Source organism: uncultured Sphingomonas sp. (assembly GCF_936927845.1).
In the GTDB taxonomy this organism is placed as follows: Bacteria; Pseudomonadota; Alphaproteobacteria; order Sphingomonadales; family Sphingomonadaceae; genus Sphingomonas.
Genome location: NZ_CAKZHV010000033.1, coordinates 1 through 14,380, shown reverse-complemented (window position 1 = coordinate 14,380; position 14,380 = coordinate 1). Strand labels below are relative to the sequence as shown.

Sequence of the window (14,380 nt, the reverse complement as noted above, 5' to 3'; positions counted from 1 at the left end):
GCCGCACCGCCCTGGCGGAGACGGAATAGCGGTTGCGGTCGAAGCTGATGAGGCAAGTGCCGCTCACCGCGTGCTCGCTCTCATGGAAGCCGTCGAAGGGGGCAACGACCGGCTGGAGCACGCCACGCTCGGCAGCCCATGCCTGGGCGACCGTCAGTTCCTTCTGCTCAGGGTGCTGGTGCATGTCGGCCCAGCGGCGACACTCCGCCTCCAGCCAGCCGTTCAGCTCCTCGATGCTGGCAAAGCGCAAGCGCGGCTGGAAAAACCTGCCACGCGCGGTCTGCACCTGGTTCTCGACCTGGCCCTTCTCCCAGCCTGACGCCGGCGAGCAGGCCGTCGGCTCGACCATGTAGTGGTTGGCCATCACCAGGAAGCGCCGGTTGAAGACCCGCTCCTTGCCGGTGAACACGCTCGTCACCGCCGTCTTCATGTTGTCGTAGATGCCGCGCGTCGGCACGCCTCCGAAGAAGGCAAACGCCCGCGCATGCGCGTCGAACAGCATCTCCTGTGTCTCGCGGGGATAGGCCCGCACATACATTGCCCGCGACGCGCACAGCCGGACATGCGCGACCTTCACGCGCATCGGCTTGCCCGAGATCTCGACGTCCTCGTGGCTCCAGTCGAACTGGTAAGCCTCGCCCGGCCGGAACAGCAGCGGGATGAACGCCGGCGCATTCATCACGTCGCGACGCTGCGCCTGCCGCCAGCGCGCCGCATAACGGCGAACCGCGTCGTACGAGCCATCGAACCCCTCGCGTAGCAGCAGGTCGTGGATGCGCGTGAGGCGCAGCTTCTCGCGCCGCGGCCGTGCCTCATCTTCCTCCAGCAACGCATCCAGTCGCGCCTGAAACGGCCCCAGCTTCGGCAGCGGCTGCACCTCTCGCCGATAACCCATGTCCGCTTCCGGCGCCCGGATCGCCTTGCGCACCACCTTGCGCGACAGGTGCAGGTCCCGCGCTATCGCCTTGATGGCCTTCCCCGACGCGTGCTCGCGCCGGATCCTCAACACCGTCTCCAATACCAGCATCCCGATCTCGCCGCCTGACACACCGCCAAGCGAACAGCCTAGAACACCAGGATGAGGGGTCCCTTTTCGACGCCGATCACCCCGCTAACGGGGTCCCTTTTCCACGCCGATCCACACTGCGGATGTACCGACTACCGTTGGATTGCCCATGATCGACTCAAACTGGTGCACGTCATTCAACGTCATACCATTGGACCGCAGCTTGCCGGCAAGATCCGCCACACTGTTTAGATAGGCTGCCTGCTCTTGCTTCGGCGCGCCAGTCCACCAACGGCGGAGTAGAAATGTCGAATCACGTCCGAGCCAGCCGACGAAACCAGCTATCAAACCAACTCCTAATACGATGAGAGTAGCTTGCGGCGCCGTAATCTGGAGCATGTGCCAATGCTTGGCACCATAGACAACAATCCTCAAGCTACCCTGTCCTACACGCGCTTGTTCATGCAATGTTCCTCCCTCAACCCGGGAGTGCTCACATGATCGACCAACTCATCGACGCCGTGATCGACCGCGAAGGCGGCTATTCGGACCATCCCGCCGATCGCGGGGGCGCGACCCGTTTCGGGATCACCGAAGCGGTCGCGCGCGCGAACGGCTATGCCGGCGACATGCGACATTTCTCGCGCGCCGCCGCGGTCGCCATCTATCGCCGCATCTACTGGGTCCGCCCGCAGTTCGACCGCGTCGCGACGCGCGCGCCTGCACTCGCCGCCGAATTATTCGACACCGGCGTCAACATGGGGCCGGCGGTCGCGATCACCTTTCTCCAGCGTGCGCTGAACGCGCTCAATCGCGGCGCGAGCGATTACCCCGACGTGACGCTCGACGGTCGTGTCGGCGCGCGGACGCTCGCCGCGCTCGATCGTTTCCTCGCCACCCGCCGCGCGAGCGGGGAGGTGGTGCTCGTCAAGGCGATCGAGGCGTTGCAGGGCGAACGTTATCTCAGCCTTGCCGAGCAGCGGCCGGCGAACGAGGCGTTCCTCTACGGTTGGCTCGCCAACCGCCTCGGCTGAGCACGTCGGCTGAGCCCGCCCGCGCCGCCCGCACCGTCACCCGTCTCGCGCGCACATGCGTGGGGGTGTGACCGTTGTGACTTTCCAGCCGCTTCATCGACCCACGCAGGAGCCGCATCATGGCCATTATCTCCACCGACCTCGTCGCCCCGATCGCGGGCGTGCTCGACCGGATCATCCCCGACGCGCAGGCACGCGACGCCGCCAAGCTCGAACTGCTCCGGCTCGAGCGCAATCACGAACTCGGCACGCTGCGCGCGCAGATGGTAGGGGTGCTCGCCGAGGCGAACGCTGCCGATCGCTGGACCGCGCGGGCGCGCCCCTCGTTCCTCTACGTCATGTACGCGCTGCTCCTGTGGAGCATTCCCATGGGACTGATCGCCGCGGTGCGCCCGGCCGCGGCGCAGGCGATCGCGCGCGGGATGACCGCGTATCTGAACGGTCTGCCCGAACCGCTCTACGCGCTGTTCGGCACCGGCTATCTCGGCTACACGGTGGCGCGCGAATGGGGGAAACGGCCGCGCTGAGCCGTGGTCAGGCGGCGGTGCGCGCGCCCGCCGTCCCGTTCTCCGTGTCGGCCTCGTCCGAATAGGCGCGTTCGAGGTAGAGTTCGGCCATCTGATAATGCGCCCGACACGCCGCTGGGTTCTCGGTCGCGCTCGCGGCCTCGATCTCGGCCTCCGCGCGGCGGTTGTAATATTCGCGATCGTCGTCGTCGGTACGCACGCATTCTCTCCTTGGAGGAGGATGTCGCATGCGCGTGTTTCTCCCGCTTTGCTACAACATAGGAAATCGTTCGCCGGTTTTCTGCATCAGCCGCGGCAGTAGCTTTGTGCCAGTCGGCGCGTGGAGGGCGGGGTTGGCACAATCCCGCAGCGCTACCTACATGGCGCGGCATGAGCGGGAACGATCCACACGCCATGCCGGTCTGGCACGGCACCACCATTCTTTCGGTCCGGCGCGGCGGCAAGGTCGTCGTCGCGGGCGACGGTCAGGTCTCAATGGGGCAGACCGTCATGAAGCCCAATGCGCGCAAGGTCCGCACGCTGGGCAAGGAAGGACGCGTCATCGGCGGGTTCGCGGGCGCGACCGCCGACGCCTTCACCCTGTTCGAGCGGTTGGAGGCCAAGCTGGAGCGCCACAACGGCCAGCTGATGCGCGCCGCGGTCGAGCTCGCCAAGGATTGGCGCACCGACAAATATCTGCGCAACCTGGAGGCGATGATGATCGTCGCCGACCGCGACGTGACCTTGATCCTGACCGGCAACGGCGACGTGCTCGAGCCCGAGGCCGGGGTTGCCGCGATCGGTTCGGGCGGCAATTTCGCGCTCGCCGCCGCGCGCGCGCTGGTCGACTACGAACAGGACGCGGAGACGATCGCCAGGCGCGCGATGAAGATCGCCGCCGACGTTTGCGTCTACACCAACGATCGCCTCGTAGTCGAAACCCTCGACTCGGCCAATTGAGTTTCCCCATGCAAGACAATCTGACGCCCAAGGCGATCGTCGCCGCGCTCGACGCGCACATTATCGGACAGCGCGACGCGAAACGCGCGGTCGCGGTCGCGCTGCGCAACCGCTGGCGCCGCCAGCGGCTCGGCGCCGATCTGCGCGACGAGGTGACGCCCAAGAACATCCTGATGATCGGGCCGACCGGCTGCGGCAAGACCGAGATCAGCCGCCGTCTCGCGAAGCTCGCTGATGCACCGTTCGTGAAGGTCGAGGCGACCAAGTTCACCGAGGTCGGCTACGTCGGCCGCGACGTCGAACAGATCGCGCGCGATCTGGTCGAGGAAGCGGTGCGGCTCGAAAAGGAACGCCGCCGCCTCGCGGTCAAGGACAAGGCCGAGGAGGCGGCGATGAACCGCCTGCTCGACGCGCTCGTCGGCAAGGATTCGAGCCAGGCGACGCGCGAGAGCTTCCGCCAGCGCTTCCGTGACGGGCACCTTGACCAGACCGAGATCGAGCTTGAACTCAGCCAGACCCCGCAGATGCCGTTCGACCTCCCGGGCGGCGGCTCGGTCGGCATGATCAACCTGTCCGAGATGATGGGCAAGGCGTTCGGCAACGCGGGGCCCAAGCAGCGCCGCAAGCTGCTCGTCCCCGCCGCGTGGGAGAAACTGGTCGAGGAGGAAGCCGACAAGCGCCTCGACCAGGACGAGGTCAGCCGCGTCGCTTTGGCGGACGCGGAGGCGAACGGCATCGTCTTCCTCGACGAGATCGACAAGATCGCGGTGTCGGACGTGCGCGGTGGCTCGGTCAGCCGCGAGGGCGTGCAGCGCGACCTGCTGCCGCTGATCGAGGGCACGACCGTGTCGACCAAATACGGCCCGATGAAGACCGATCACATCCTCTTCATCGCCAGCGGTGCGTTCCACGTCGCCAAGCCTTCGGACCTCTTGCCCGAACTCCAGGGCCGCCTGCCGATCCGTGTCGAGCTGAAAGGCCTGAGCGAGGACGATTTCGTCTCGATCCTGTCCGACACCAAGGCGTCGCTGCCCGCGCAGTACAAGGCGCTGATCGCCACGGAAGGCGTCGAGGTCAGCTTCACCGACGACGGCATCCGCGCGGTGGCGCGCATCGCGGCGGAAGTGAACGGCGAGATCGAGAACATCGGCGCGCGCCGGTTGCAGACGGTGATGGAGAAATTGCTGGAGGAAGTCAGCTTCGACGCCGAGGATCGCCGCGGCGAGCGCCTCGTCGTCGACGCGGCTTACGTCGAGCAGCAGCTCGCCAGCGTCGCGCGCAACGCCGACCTCAGCCGCTTCGTCCTGTAGGCCGGCCTGCCAGGCCGACCGCGCGTCAGCCCGGGAGCCCGATGATCGCGATCTGCCGTCCGTAATCTGGCTCGCCGCGATGCGTCGCGCGGCGATAGCTGAAGAAGCGCTGTTCGTCCGCGTAGGTATCTAGCCCCAGCGCCTCGATCCGCCGCACCCCCGCCGCGGCCAGGCGATGCGCGACATAGCCTTCGAGATCGAACTGCGCATGGTCCGCCCGACCGTCTGCGAAGAAGCGCTCGTTCGCCGCGTCCGCTTCCTCGAAGCGCCGCCGGAAGCCCGCATCGACCTCGTAGCTGGCGCGCGCGATGCACGGCCCGATCGCCGCGGTGATCCGCGCCCGCTGCGCGCCGAGCGCTTCCATCGCGTCGATCGTCGAGTCGGTAACGCCACCGAGCGCGCCCTTCCACCCGGCATGCGCCGCGCCGATCACGCCGGCCGACACGTCCGCCAGCAGCACCGGCGCGCAGTCCGCGGTGACGATGCCGAGCGCCAGGGTGGGATTGTCGCTCACCAGCGCGTCGGCGTGCGGGCGGACGCCGCCCGCGAACGGCGCGCGCACCGTGACGCAATCGGCGGAGTGGATCTGGTAGGGCGTCAACAACGTCGCGCCCGGCCTGACCGCCGCCAGCGCCCGCGCGCGGTTGGTGGCGATCGCGTCCCCGTCGTCGCTCGATCCCGCCCCGACGTTCAGCCCGGCGAACATGCCTTCCGACGCCCCGCCGTGCCGTCCGAGGAAACCGTGCGGCACGCCCGCCAGCACGCCCGCGCGGATCACCTCGACGCCGTCGTGGTCGGATGTGCTCACAGCGCCAGTCGCATGATCAGGTCGCGGTCGATCTGCGTACCGGTTTGGAAGGCATAGTCGCCGACGTGGACGAAACCGTGCTTCTCGTAGAAGCGGCGCGCGCGCGCATTTTCCTCCCACACGGTCAGCAGCAGACTCGACGCACCGCGTGATTGCGCGATCCGGCGCGACCAGTCGAGCAACGCCTGCGCGACCCCATGGCCGTGGAAATCCGCGTCGACGTATAGCTGCCGCAACTGGTGTGCGCCGCGCGTGTCCACCTCGTCGGCGAAGATCGGCGCGCTCATCTTGGCATAACCAATTACGCGGCCGTCGCTCAGCGCCACGCGGTAGTCGAACGCCGGATCGGGCAAGTCGCGGATCAGCGCGCCGTCCTCGCCGAACGCCTCGGCCAGATAGCGCTCGATATCGTCGGGCGGTGCGGAATGGCCGAAGGTGGCGAGCCAGACGCGCCGCGCCATTGCGTCGATCGCGGGACCGTCGTCGGGCAAGGCGTCACGGTAGACGATCATCGAAAACCCGCCGGCTCGGGCCAGTCGCGGTGCCTCACCGCCATCACGCGGAACAACTCGCCCATCTCCTCGACCAATCGGCGGCGATCATCCGCCACGCGCGGTCCGAGCGCTGTGGCGCGCGCATCGATACCGAGCGCGGACAGGAACGCGCCTTGCCCGACCGGACCCGATCGCACGCAGCCGGATGCCTCCGCCGCCAGCCCCAGCGTCGCGAAATCGACGTGCGCGGTCAGATCCTGCTCACCCGGTGCATCGAACGGATTGGCATAGGCGTGGCCGCGTACCGCCTGCAACGTGTCGCCGACCGCGGGCCCTTCGTAGCCATAGTCGACCACCAGCATCGCGCCGCCCTGCGCCTCGATCAGCGCGGCGAGCCCCGCCATGATCGCGACGCTGGCGGGCGAGGTCTCCACCACCGATCCGGGTGCGGCATTGTCGAGCGCGTCGGGCATGATCCCCGGCGGCATCGCACCGCCCGCGATCGGCAGGAACAACGTGTCCTGACACGCGACCAGCCGCTCACGCCAGCCAGCGGCTCCGCGCACCAACTGGCGGATCGGCAGCGCGTCGAAGAATTCGTTGGCGACGACGATCAGCGCGCGGTCACCCGGCAGGCTTGATACATCGTCGTGCCACGTCGCATCGGGCACCGCACGCGCCTGGATGTCGCGCAACGCCGGACTGTTCTCGACGAAATGGACCGGCGGCGTCAGCCCCGCCGCGCGCATCGCCCGCAATGCATCGGCGGTCAGCGTGCCGCGCCCGGGGCCGAGCTCGATCCAGGCGATTTCGGGGCGTCCGGCGCGATCCCACAGGTCGGCTGCCCACAGCCCGATCAGCTCGCCGAACATCTGGCTGATCTCGGGCGCGGTGGTGAAATCGCCCGCCGCGCCGAGCGGATCGCGCGTCGCGTAATAATGCGCGTTGGCGGCGGCCATGAACTGGCTGACCGGGATCGGCCCGCCGAGCGTAATCGCGCGCGCCAACCGCTCGGCGAGCAGCGGCTCGCCAACCGGGGCGCCCGCTGGCGGGACGAGGGGATGATTGCTCAGGCGACGCTCTCCAGCCCGACCGTGGGCTCGATCCGCTGCCGCCGGCCGGGCGCGGTCGCGATCAGGAACGCGCCGCCCAGGATCATCGGGATGCACAGCACCTGCCCCATGTGGATGGTGTTGGCGAAGAACGTGCCGGCAAATTGCGCGTCGGGTTCGCGGAAGAATTCGACGATGAAACGCGCGATGCCGTAACCAAGCAGGAACAGCCCGACGAGCTTGCCCGGCTGGTAGCGTGCCTTGGTGCGCCAGAAGGCGTAGGCGAGCAGCAGGAACAGGCAGATGCCCTCCAGCCCCGCCTCATAGAGCTGGCTCGGATGACGCGCGGGTTCGATGAAGCCGCTCGGCACCGTCCGCTCGAACACGATCGCCCACGGCACGTCGGCGGGCTTGCCCCACAATTCGCCGTTCACGAAATTGGCGAGGCGCCCAAAGAACAGCCCGAACGGCACCACGCAGGCGACGTAATCGTGGATGCGCAGCCAGTTGAGCCCGTGCTTGCGCGCGAACCAGATGATCCCGAGCGACGTGCCGATCACCCCGCCGTGAAACGACATGCCGCCGTCCCACAGCCTGAGGATGCGCAAGGGAGATGACAGCATCTCGGGCGCGTAGAACAGCACGTAACCGATCCGCCCGCCCAGAATGATCCCGAGCGTCGCGTAGAAGACCAGATCGTCGGCGTGGCGCCGCGCCATCGGTGCCCCGGGCTGCGCCAGCAGCTTGAGCAGATACCACCAGCCGACGACGATGCCCGCGATATAGGCGAGGCTGTACCAGCGCAGCGTGAAGAAGCCGAGCGTGAACACGTCGGGGTGCAGGCCCAGATCGGCGAAGCGGATATGGCCGGTGCCCGAATAGGCGGCGTCGGCAAGCATGGACAGGATCAAGGCTTTCCCCTCAGCATTCCCGCCTCCATAAGGAGCTGCAAGCACAAGACCAAGCCCAAGGCCTGGATCAAAGCGGAGAGAATGATGCGGACCGAGCTCGACCAGCGGATGGATGCGGTGATGGGTGCGATGACCGGCGAGGGCGGGCAGCTGCCGCTCGGACGGGTCGAGCGCTTCGGCCAGTCGCTGCCGTACATTGCCGCCGCGCCGCCGACGCTGACCGCCTATTTCGCGCATTTCTGCAGCCAGCACGCCGATACCGAATTTCTCGTCGCGGGCGAGGAGCGGCTGACCTTTGGGCAGGTCCATGCCGCCGCACAGCAGGTCGCCGATGCGCTGGTCGGGCATTACGGTGTCGCCAAGGGTGATCGTGTTGGTATCGCCGCGCGCAACTCGCCGTCGTGGATCGTGCTCTACATGGGCATCCTGATGGCGGGCGGCACCGCGACACTGCTGAACGGCTGGTGGCAGGCCGAGGAGTTCGAGGCGGCGATCCGTGACGTCGGCGTCAGCCTGATCTTCGCCGACCTGCCGCGCGCGAAGCGGCTGGCCGCGATCGACGGCGTGGCGGCGCGGGTCGAAACGTTCGATGACCTGCGCCCCTTAAACGAGGCGATCGGCGACATCGTCGCGCACGCCTCGGGCGCGACCCTGCCGACGCTCGCCGGTCATGATCGCGCGACGATCCTGTTCACCTCTGGCTCGACGGGTAAATCGAAGGGCGCGTTGTCGACCCATTTTCAGGTGACGCAGGGCATCTTCAACTATCTCGCCTCCGCGCTGATGATGCTCGGGCTCGCGACGCAGGACGGCACCGCCAGCACGCTCCAGCCCGCGACATTGCTCAACGTGCCGCTCTTCCACGTCACCGCGGAGGTGCCGGTGTTCCTCCAGAGCATGGCGATCGGGCGCAAACTGGTGCTGATGCCCAAATGGGATGCGGAGGAAGCGATGCGGCTGATCGCGCAGGAAAAGGTGACCTATTTCGTCGGCGTGCCGTTGATGAGCTTCGAGATGCTGACGCATCCCAATCGCGGCAAGTACGACCTGTCGACGCTGGCCGATATCGCCGCGGGCGGCGCGCCGCGTCCGGTCGAGCACGTCCGCCGCATCGATGCGGAGATGGAGGGTGCGCCGCTGATCGGTTACGGTTTGACCGAGACCAACGGCGTCGGGACCGGCAATTGGCGCGGCAATTACATCGCCAAGCCCAACTCGGCTGGCCGCGCGTCGCCACCGCTGGTCGACCTCGCGATCCTCGACGATGCCGGAACGCCGGTCGCGCAGGGGCAGCGCGGCGAGGTGTGCATCCGCTCGGTTGCATGTTTCGAGGAATATTGGGGCAACCGCCAAGCGACCGCCGACGCCTTCACCAGTGACGGTTACTTCCGCACCGGTGACATCGGCTACCTCGATGAGGACGGCTATCTGTTCATCGTCGACCGCAAGAAGGACATTATCATCCGCGGTGGCGAGAACATCAGCTGTCAGGAGGTCGAGGCGGCGTTGTACGAACATCCCGAGGTCGCCGAGGCCGCCGTGTTCGGCCTCGCCGACGAACGCTACGGCGAGGTGCCGGGCGCGGTCGTCCACTTGGCGCACCCCGGCGTGGTCGAATCGGAGGATCTGGTCGCTTTCCTCACGCAGCATATCGCTGCGTTCAAGGTGCCGCAGAAGATCTGGATCGCGGACGATCCGCTGCCGCGGCTCGGCACCGAGAAGATCGACAAGGTATCGCTGCGCGCCAAGTACCGCGCGCTCGCGCTGACGGAGAGCGTGTAGCAGCGCACGCGGCCCGAACGCGCATCGGCTTGCCCCGCGTCGCTTGGCGGCTAAGGATCGCGCGATGCCCACGCTCTCGCGCCGCAATGTCCTCGTCGCCGGTGGTGCGGGCGTCGGGCTGCTCGTCGCCTGGGCTGCCTGGCCGCGGCGGTACGCGCCCAACTTGCCGGTCGCGGCGGACGAGACGCTATTCGGCGGGTTTCTGAAGATCGCGCGCGACGGCCGGGTGATCGTCGCCGTCCCGCAGGTCGAGCACGGGCAGGGCGTGTTCACCACGCTGCCGCAGATCGTCGCCGACGAACTCGGCGCCGACTGGCGCACGGTCGCGGTCGAGCCCGCGCCGATCAACCCGCTCTACGCCAACCCGCTCGCCGCCGAGGCGCTGTTCGCCGGCGGGTTCGACCATGTGCCGCGCGGCTTGCGCGACGAACACCTGACGCGCGGCGCGGTGATGCTTACCGCCGGTTCGACCTCGCTTCGCCGGTTCGAGCAGGTCCTGCGCGAGGCGGGCGCGGCGGCGCGCGTGCTGCTCTGCAAGGCGGCGGCGGCGCGCTGGGACGCCGATTGGCAGGCGTGCGACACCGCGGACGGCTTCGTGGCGCTGGGCGGACGCAAGCTGCGCTTCGGCGAGCTGGCGGAGGCAGCGGCGGGCTATGATGTTCCCGACGAGCTGCCCATGCGGTTCGGCGACCAGGGTCGGCTGAGCGGACAATCGCTGCCGCGGCTCGACGCGCCCGCCAAGGTCGACGGATCGGCCAATTACGCCGGCGACGTGCGGCTGCCTGACATGTTGTTCGCCAGCATCCGTCAAGGTCCGATTGGCGACACGCGGCTGCGCTCGTTCAACCGCGCCGCGGCCGAAGCGGTGCAAGGCGTCGCGGGCGTGGTTGCGCGCGACACCTGGGTGGCGGTCGCGGCGAACAATTGGTGGGCGGCGAACCGCGCGCTCGATGCCCTCGCGCCGCGCTTCGAGACGCGCGGACCCGAGATCGACAGCGCGTCGGTCGGCCGTGCGCTCGATGCGGGACTGGCGGAAGACGGATACCGCGTCGCCGCCGCAGGCGACCTCGCGACCGTATTTACCGGCGCGCGGCTGTATACCGCGGATTATCACGCCGGGCTTGCGCTCCACCCCTCGCTCGAGACGCCGAGCGCGACGGCGCATTGGCGCGACGGTGCGCTCGAACTCTGGATCGCAACGCAGGTGCCCGCCAGCGCGCGCGATGCCGCCGCCGCCGCGCTCGGCATCGCGACGGCGCAAGTCATCGTGCATGCGATGCCCGTGGGCGGATCGTTCGGTCAGGCGCTAGAAACCGAGGTCGCCGCGCAGGTTGCGATCCTCGCGCGCGCGTTGAAGCGACCGGTCCAGCTCAGCTGGTCACGCGGCGAGGCAGCGCTGCGTGATCGGTTTCGTGCACCGGCGCGCGCGCGGATGAGCGCGCGGCTGGGCGCGGGCGGGGCGATCCTCGGCTGGCAGGCGAAGATTGCGGCGCCGGCGACCGGTGCCGCGCTGGCCGCGCGGCTGTTGGCGCGCGACCCGCTACGTCGCGCCGCGGCGGCGCTGCCCGGCGGCGCGGACGGCTACGCGATGTCGGGTGCGGTGCCGCCCTACGCGATCCCTGCGCTCACGGTCGATCACCACCCGGCTGGGATCGGGGTACCGGTCGGGCATCTGCGCGGACTCGCCGACGGCTACAATGCCTTTTTCACCGAATGCTTCATCGACGAACTCGCCCACGCGAGCGGCAACGAGCCGATGAGCTATCGTATCGGCATGCTGGGCGGCAACGCGCGACTGGCGCGCTGCCTGACGACCGCATCCGCGCTCGGCGGCTGGCAGGGCGGGGTGGCGGGCAGTGGGCAGGGGATCGCCTGCCACACGATCGCGGGCAGTTTCATCGCGGTGATGGCGGAAGCGCGCGTCGACGATGCCGGGCGCGTCCGGGTCGACCGCCTAGTGGCCGCGGTCGATTGCGGGCGCACGATCAACCCGGACGTGGTGCGCCAGCAGATCGAGGGCGGGTTGATCCTGGGTGTCGCACTGGCAACCGGGTGCGCGGCCCGCATCGAGCGCAATCTTCCGTCAACGCGGTTGTTCGGTGATTTCGCGCTGCCGACACTCGCGACTGCGCCCGAAGTAACGGTGGAGTTGATCCCGAGCACCGCCGATCCGGGTGGCGTGTCCGACCTCGGGATACCGGCGGTCGGGCCAGCCGTTGCCAATGCGCTGCGTGCCGCGACCGGTGCGCGGCTCCGCTCGCTTCCCCTGCAACCCCGCGCTTGAGACTGTTTCGCTCATGATTCCTGCCGGCCATCCTCCGATCCCGCGCCCACGCATCGGCGTGCTGCTCATCAATCTCGGCACGCCCGATGCGCCTGAGCCGAAGGCCGTGAAACGCTACCTCGCCGAATTCCTCTCCGACCGCCGCGTTGTCGAGCTGCCGCAGATCGCGTGGCAACCGATCCTGCGCGGCATCATCCTGACCACGCGGCCGAAGAAGTCGGCGTACGCTTACGGTCAGGTGTGGCGCGAGGACGGTTCGCCGCTCGCCGCGATCACGCGCGCGCAGGCGCTCGCGCTCAAGGACGCGTTCGGTGACGGCGTGATGGTCGACTGGGCGATGCGCTACGGCCGTCCCGCGATCGCCGATCGGTTGCAGGCGATGAAGGATGCAGGCTGCGAGCGCATCCTGCTCAGCCCCCTCTACCCGCAATATTGCGCCGCGACGACTGCGACCGCCAATGACAAGGCATTCGCCAAACTGGCGACGATGCGCTGGCAACCCGCGATCCGCACCTTGCCGCCTTATTACGACGACCCCGCCTATATCGATGCCCTCGCCGACGGCGTGCGCGAGGGGCTCGCCGCACTCGACTTCACCCCAGACGCGGTAATGGCAAGCTTCCACGGCATGCCGCAGCGTACGCTGGAACTTGGCGACCCGTACCACTGCCATTGCCAGAAGACCGGGCGCTTGCTCGGCGAGGCGTTGGGCATGAAGTTGACGGTCACCTTCCAGTCGCGCTTCGGCCGCGCCAAGTGGCTGGAACCCGCGACCGATACCGTGCTCGCGGCGATGCCGGGCAATGGGATCAAGAAGGTCGCGATCGTCGCGCCCGGCTTCTCGGCCGATTGCGTCGAGACGCTGGAGGAACTGCTGATCCGCGGGCGTGAAACGTTCGAGGAAGCGGGCGGCACCCACTTCGGCTATCTGCCGTGCCTCAACGACAGCATGCGCGGCATTGCAATGTTACGAGAGCTGATCGCGCGCGAGCTTGAAGGCTGGACCGCACGCCCTTAGCCTATGTCGCGAAATAGGAGAGGCGACATGGCACGCGTAGCAATCGTGACGGGTGGAACACGCGGCATCGGCGAGGCGATCAGCGTCGCACTACGTGAGCAAGGGCTTACGGTCGCCGCCAATTACGCCGGCAACGACGAGCGTGCGCGCGACTTCACCGAGCGGACCGGGATCGCGGCATTCAAATGGGACGTGGCGGATTACGACGCCTGCCAAGCGGGCGTCGCGCGCGTGGCGGACGAGATCGGACCCGTCGACGTGCTGGTCAACAACGCGGGCATCACGCGCGACGGCACGATCATGAAGCTGAGCTACGAGATGTGGCGCGAGGTGATCGACACCAATCTCGGCGGCTGCTTCAACATGGCGAAAGCGGTGTTCCCGGGCATGCGCGATCGCAAATGGGGGCGAATCGTCAACATCGGATCGATCAATGGCCAGGCGGGGCAGTACGGCCAGGTCAATTACGCCGCGGCGAAGAGCGGCATCCACGGTTTCACCAAGGCATTGTCGCAGGAAGGCGCACGCGCCGGCATCACGGTGAACGCGATTGCGCCGGGCTATATCGACACCGACATGGTCGCCGCGGTGCCCGGCGAGGTGCTGGAAAAGATCGTCGCCAAAATCCCGGTCGGACGCTTGGGTCAGGCGCAGGAGATCGCGCGGGGGGTCGCGTTCCTGTGTTCGGAGGATGCGGGGTTCGTTACGGGCTCGACGCTGAGCATCAACGGCGGGCAGCACATGTACTGACGGGCCGAGCGCCTCGAGCTGCGGCGCGCCACTGGCGCAAGGCCCGGCACGGCCGGCGGGTCGCGTCAGCGATCCCGTTCGACGTCACGGCGGCTTTGCCGTCGCCGCGGCTACATCAAGCCACCGTCGACATGCGCCTAATCTGACAGACCGCAGCTTCGGTCAGCGGCTCGCCTACCTCACTTACGCGCCTTCTTCTGCAAGCACGCCTGCTAGCGAAGCCGCCGCCGTGACGTCGGACGGGTGCGGCTCTCGCCGGCCCGCCGGCCGGTTCGCGCGCTGCGCTGCGCGCATCGGCCCGCTGGCGGACCTGCGCGCGAACCACAACGGGCCGGCCGCCTTTCGGCAACCGGCCCGCGCCCCCGGTACGCTACGCGAGGGAACTCGATACGCTACGCGAGTAGGAGAGGGGTAAGCGTCCGGTCTTCTCCGCCTTGCTGACGAGGTGATGCGCAAGCCACAGGT

General features: G+C 68.0%; 15 protein-coding genes. 8 read left to right on the top strand and 7 right to left on the bottom strand.

The annotated features are described in order from the left end of the window. Both istA and Q0579_RS05945 read right to left on the bottom strand, forming a co-directional pair. The coding region (gene istA, locus Q0579_RS05950) for an IS21 family transposase (RefSeq protein WP_298810220.1) at window positions 1-1,027 on the bottom strand (1,027 nt) is incomplete at its 3' end. Window positions 1,028-1,111: 84 nt separating this feature from the next. Beyond that, window positions 1,112-1,405 (bottom strand): hypothetical protein, encoded by a 294-nt coding sequence (locus tag Q0579_RS05945; protein WP_298810218.1) that lies wholly within the window; start codon window positions 1,403-1,405, stop codon window positions 1,112-1,114. 98 nt (window positions 1,406-1,503) lie between these two features. Between Q0579_RS05945 and Q0579_RS05940 the strand changes: the two genes are divergently transcribed. Then, a complete protein-coding gene (locus Q0579_RS05940; protein ID WP_298810213.1) occupies window positions 1,504-2,040 on the top strand; it encodes a glycosyl hydrolase 108 family protein in 537 nt (178 codons plus the stop codon). A 119-nt stretch (window positions 2,041-2,159) separates the two neighbouring features. Beyond that, window positions 2,160-2,567: a 3TM-type holin gene (locus Q0579_RS05935; protein ID WP_298810210.1), complete on the top strand. Its 408-nt coding sequence runs from the start codon at window positions 2,160-2,162 to the stop codon at window positions 2,565-2,567. 7 nt (window positions 2,568-2,574) lie between these two features. Here the strand turns inward: Q0579_RS05935 and Q0579_RS05930 are convergent, their stop codons facing one another. Next, window positions 2,575-2,766 carry a hypothetical protein gene (locus Q0579_RS05930; RefSeq protein ID WP_298810208.1) on the bottom strand — a complete coding sequence of 64 codons (192 nt, stop codon included), beginning with the start codon at window positions 2,764-2,766 and terminating at the stop codon, window positions 2,575-2,577. A gap of 194 nt (window positions 2,767-2,960) precedes the next feature. Between Q0579_RS05930 and hslV the strand changes: the two genes are divergently transcribed. Continuing rightward, a complete protein-coding gene (hslV, locus tag Q0579_RS05925) occupies window positions 2,961-3,506 on the top strand; it encodes an ATP-dependent protease subunit HslV (RefSeq protein ID WP_298810207.1) in 546 nt (181 codons plus the stop codon). An 8-nt stretch (window positions 3,507-3,514) separates the two neighbouring features. Next, entirely contained in the window at window positions 3,515-4,816 is a 1,302-nt protein-coding gene (gene hslU, locus Q0579_RS05920) for an ATP-dependent protease ATPase subunit HslU (protein WP_298810205.1), read from the top strand. A gap of 25 nt (window positions 4,817-4,841) precedes the next feature. On the opposite strand, the gene pgeF is transcribed toward hslU, so the two are convergent. The 4 genes from pgeF to lgt all read right to left on the bottom strand — a co-directional run bounded on the left by pgeF (window position 4,842) and on the right by lgt (window position 8,069). Beyond that, the gene (gene pgeF, locus Q0579_RS05915; protein ID WP_298810204.1) at window positions 4,842-5,624 is read right to left on the bottom strand and encodes a peptidoglycan editing factor PgeF; all 783 of its coding nucleotides are present in this window, start codon (window positions 5,622-5,624) and stop codon (window positions 4,842-4,844) included. Then, window positions 5,621-6,136, bottom strand: a complete 516-nt coding sequence (locus tag Q0579_RS05910) for a GNAT family N-acetyltransferase (RefSeq protein ID WP_298810201.1) — start codon at window positions 6,134-6,136, stop codon at window positions 5,621-5,623. The genes pgeF and Q0579_RS05910 overlap by 4 nt, the downstream gene beginning before the upstream one ends. Further along, window positions 6,133-7,077, bottom strand: a complete 945-nt coding sequence (locus Q0579_RS05905; protein WP_298810230.1) for an SAM-dependent methyltransferase — start codon at window positions 7,075-7,077, stop codon at window positions 6,133-6,135. The genes Q0579_RS05910 and Q0579_RS05905 overlap by 4 nt, the downstream gene beginning before the upstream one ends. A gap of 110 nt (window positions 7,078-7,187) precedes the next feature. Next, the gene (gene lgt / locus Q0579_RS05900; protein WP_298810226.1) at window positions 7,188-8,069 is read right to left on the bottom strand and encodes a prolipoprotein diacylglyceryl transferase; all 882 of its coding nucleotides are present in this window, start codon (window positions 8,067-8,069) and stop codon (window positions 7,188-7,190) included. 96 nt (window positions 8,070-8,165) lie between these two features. On the opposite strand from lgt, the gene Q0579_RS05895 reads away from it, so the two are divergent. The 4 genes from Q0579_RS05895 (at window position 8,166) to phbB (ending at window position 13,915) form a co-directional block, all read left to right on the top strand. Next, a complete protein-coding gene (locus tag Q0579_RS05895) occupies window positions 8,166-9,863 on the top strand; it encodes a class I adenylate-forming enzyme family protein (RefSeq protein WP_298810224.1) in 1,698 nt (565 codons plus the stop codon). Window positions 9,864-9,927: 64 nt separating this feature from the next. Continuing rightward, window positions 9,928-12,147 carry a molybdopterin cofactor-binding domain-containing protein gene (locus Q0579_RS05890; protein WP_298810200.1) on the top strand — a complete coding sequence of 740 codons (2,220 nt, stop codon included), beginning with the start codon at window positions 9,928-9,930 and terminating at the stop codon, window positions 12,145-12,147. A 13-nt stretch (window positions 12,148-12,160) separates the two neighbouring features. After that, window positions 12,161-13,165: a ferrochelatase gene (hemH, locus tag Q0579_RS05885; RefSeq protein ID WP_298810198.1), complete on the top strand. Its 1,005-nt coding sequence runs from the start codon at window positions 12,161-12,163 to the stop codon at window positions 13,163-13,165. Between the two features lie 27 nt (window positions 13,166-13,192). Continuing rightward, the gene (phbB, locus tag Q0579_RS05880) at window positions 13,193-13,915 is read left to right on the top strand and encodes an acetoacetyl-CoA reductase (protein WP_298810197.1); all 723 of its coding nucleotides are present in this window, start codon (window positions 13,193-13,195) and stop codon (window positions 13,913-13,915) included. Window positions 13,916-14,380: the final 465 nt, after the last annotated feature.

Bases quoted from the DNA above. Each gene is read 5' to 3' on its own strand.
- Q0579_RS05905 (WP_298810230.1), bottom strand. From the start codon at position 7,077: ATGGCCGCCGCCAACGCGCATTATTACGCGACGCGCGATCCGCTCGGC.
- hslU (WP_298810205.1), top strand. From the start codon at position 3,515: ATGCAAGACAATCTGACGCCCAAGGCGATCGTCGCCGCGCTCGACGCG.
- lgt (WP_298810226.1), bottom strand. From the start codon at position 8,069: ATGCTTGCCGACGCCGCCTATTCGGGCACCGGCCATATCCGCTTCGCC.
- Q0579_RS05895 (WP_298810224.1), top strand. From the start codon at position 8,166: ATGCGGACCGAGCTCGACCAGCGGATGGATGCGGTGATGGGTGCGATG.
- Q0579_RS05935 (WP_298810210.1), top strand. From the start codon at position 2,160: ATGGCCATTATCTCCACCGACCTCGTCGCCCCGATCGCGGGCGTGCTC.
- Q0579_RS05910 (WP_298810201.1), bottom strand. From the start codon at position 6,136: ATGATCGTCTACCGTGACGCCTTGCCCGACGACGGTCCCGCGATCGAC.
- hslV (WP_298810207.1), top strand. From the start codon at position 2,961: ATGCCGGTCTGGCACGGCACCACCATTCTTTCGGTCCGGCGCGGCGGC.
- phbB (WP_298810197.1), top strand. From the start codon at position 13,193: ATGGCACGCGTAGCAATCGTGACGGGTGGAACACGCGGCATCGGCGAG.
- Q0579_RS05940 (WP_298810213.1), top strand. From the start codon at position 1,504: ATGATCGACCAACTCATCGACGCCGTGATCGACCGCGAAGGCGGCTAT.
- Q0579_RS05945 (WP_298810218.1), bottom strand. From the start codon at position 1,405: ATGCTCCAGATTACGGCGCCGCAAGCTACTCTCATCGTATTAGGAGTT.
- hemH (WP_298810198.1), top strand. From the start codon at position 12,161: ATGATTCCTGCCGGCCATCCTCCGATCCCGCGCCCACGCATCGGCGTG.
- Q0579_RS05890 (WP_298810200.1), top strand. From the start codon at position 9,928: ATGCCCACGCTCTCGCGCCGCAATGTCCTCGTCGCCGGTGGTGCGGGC.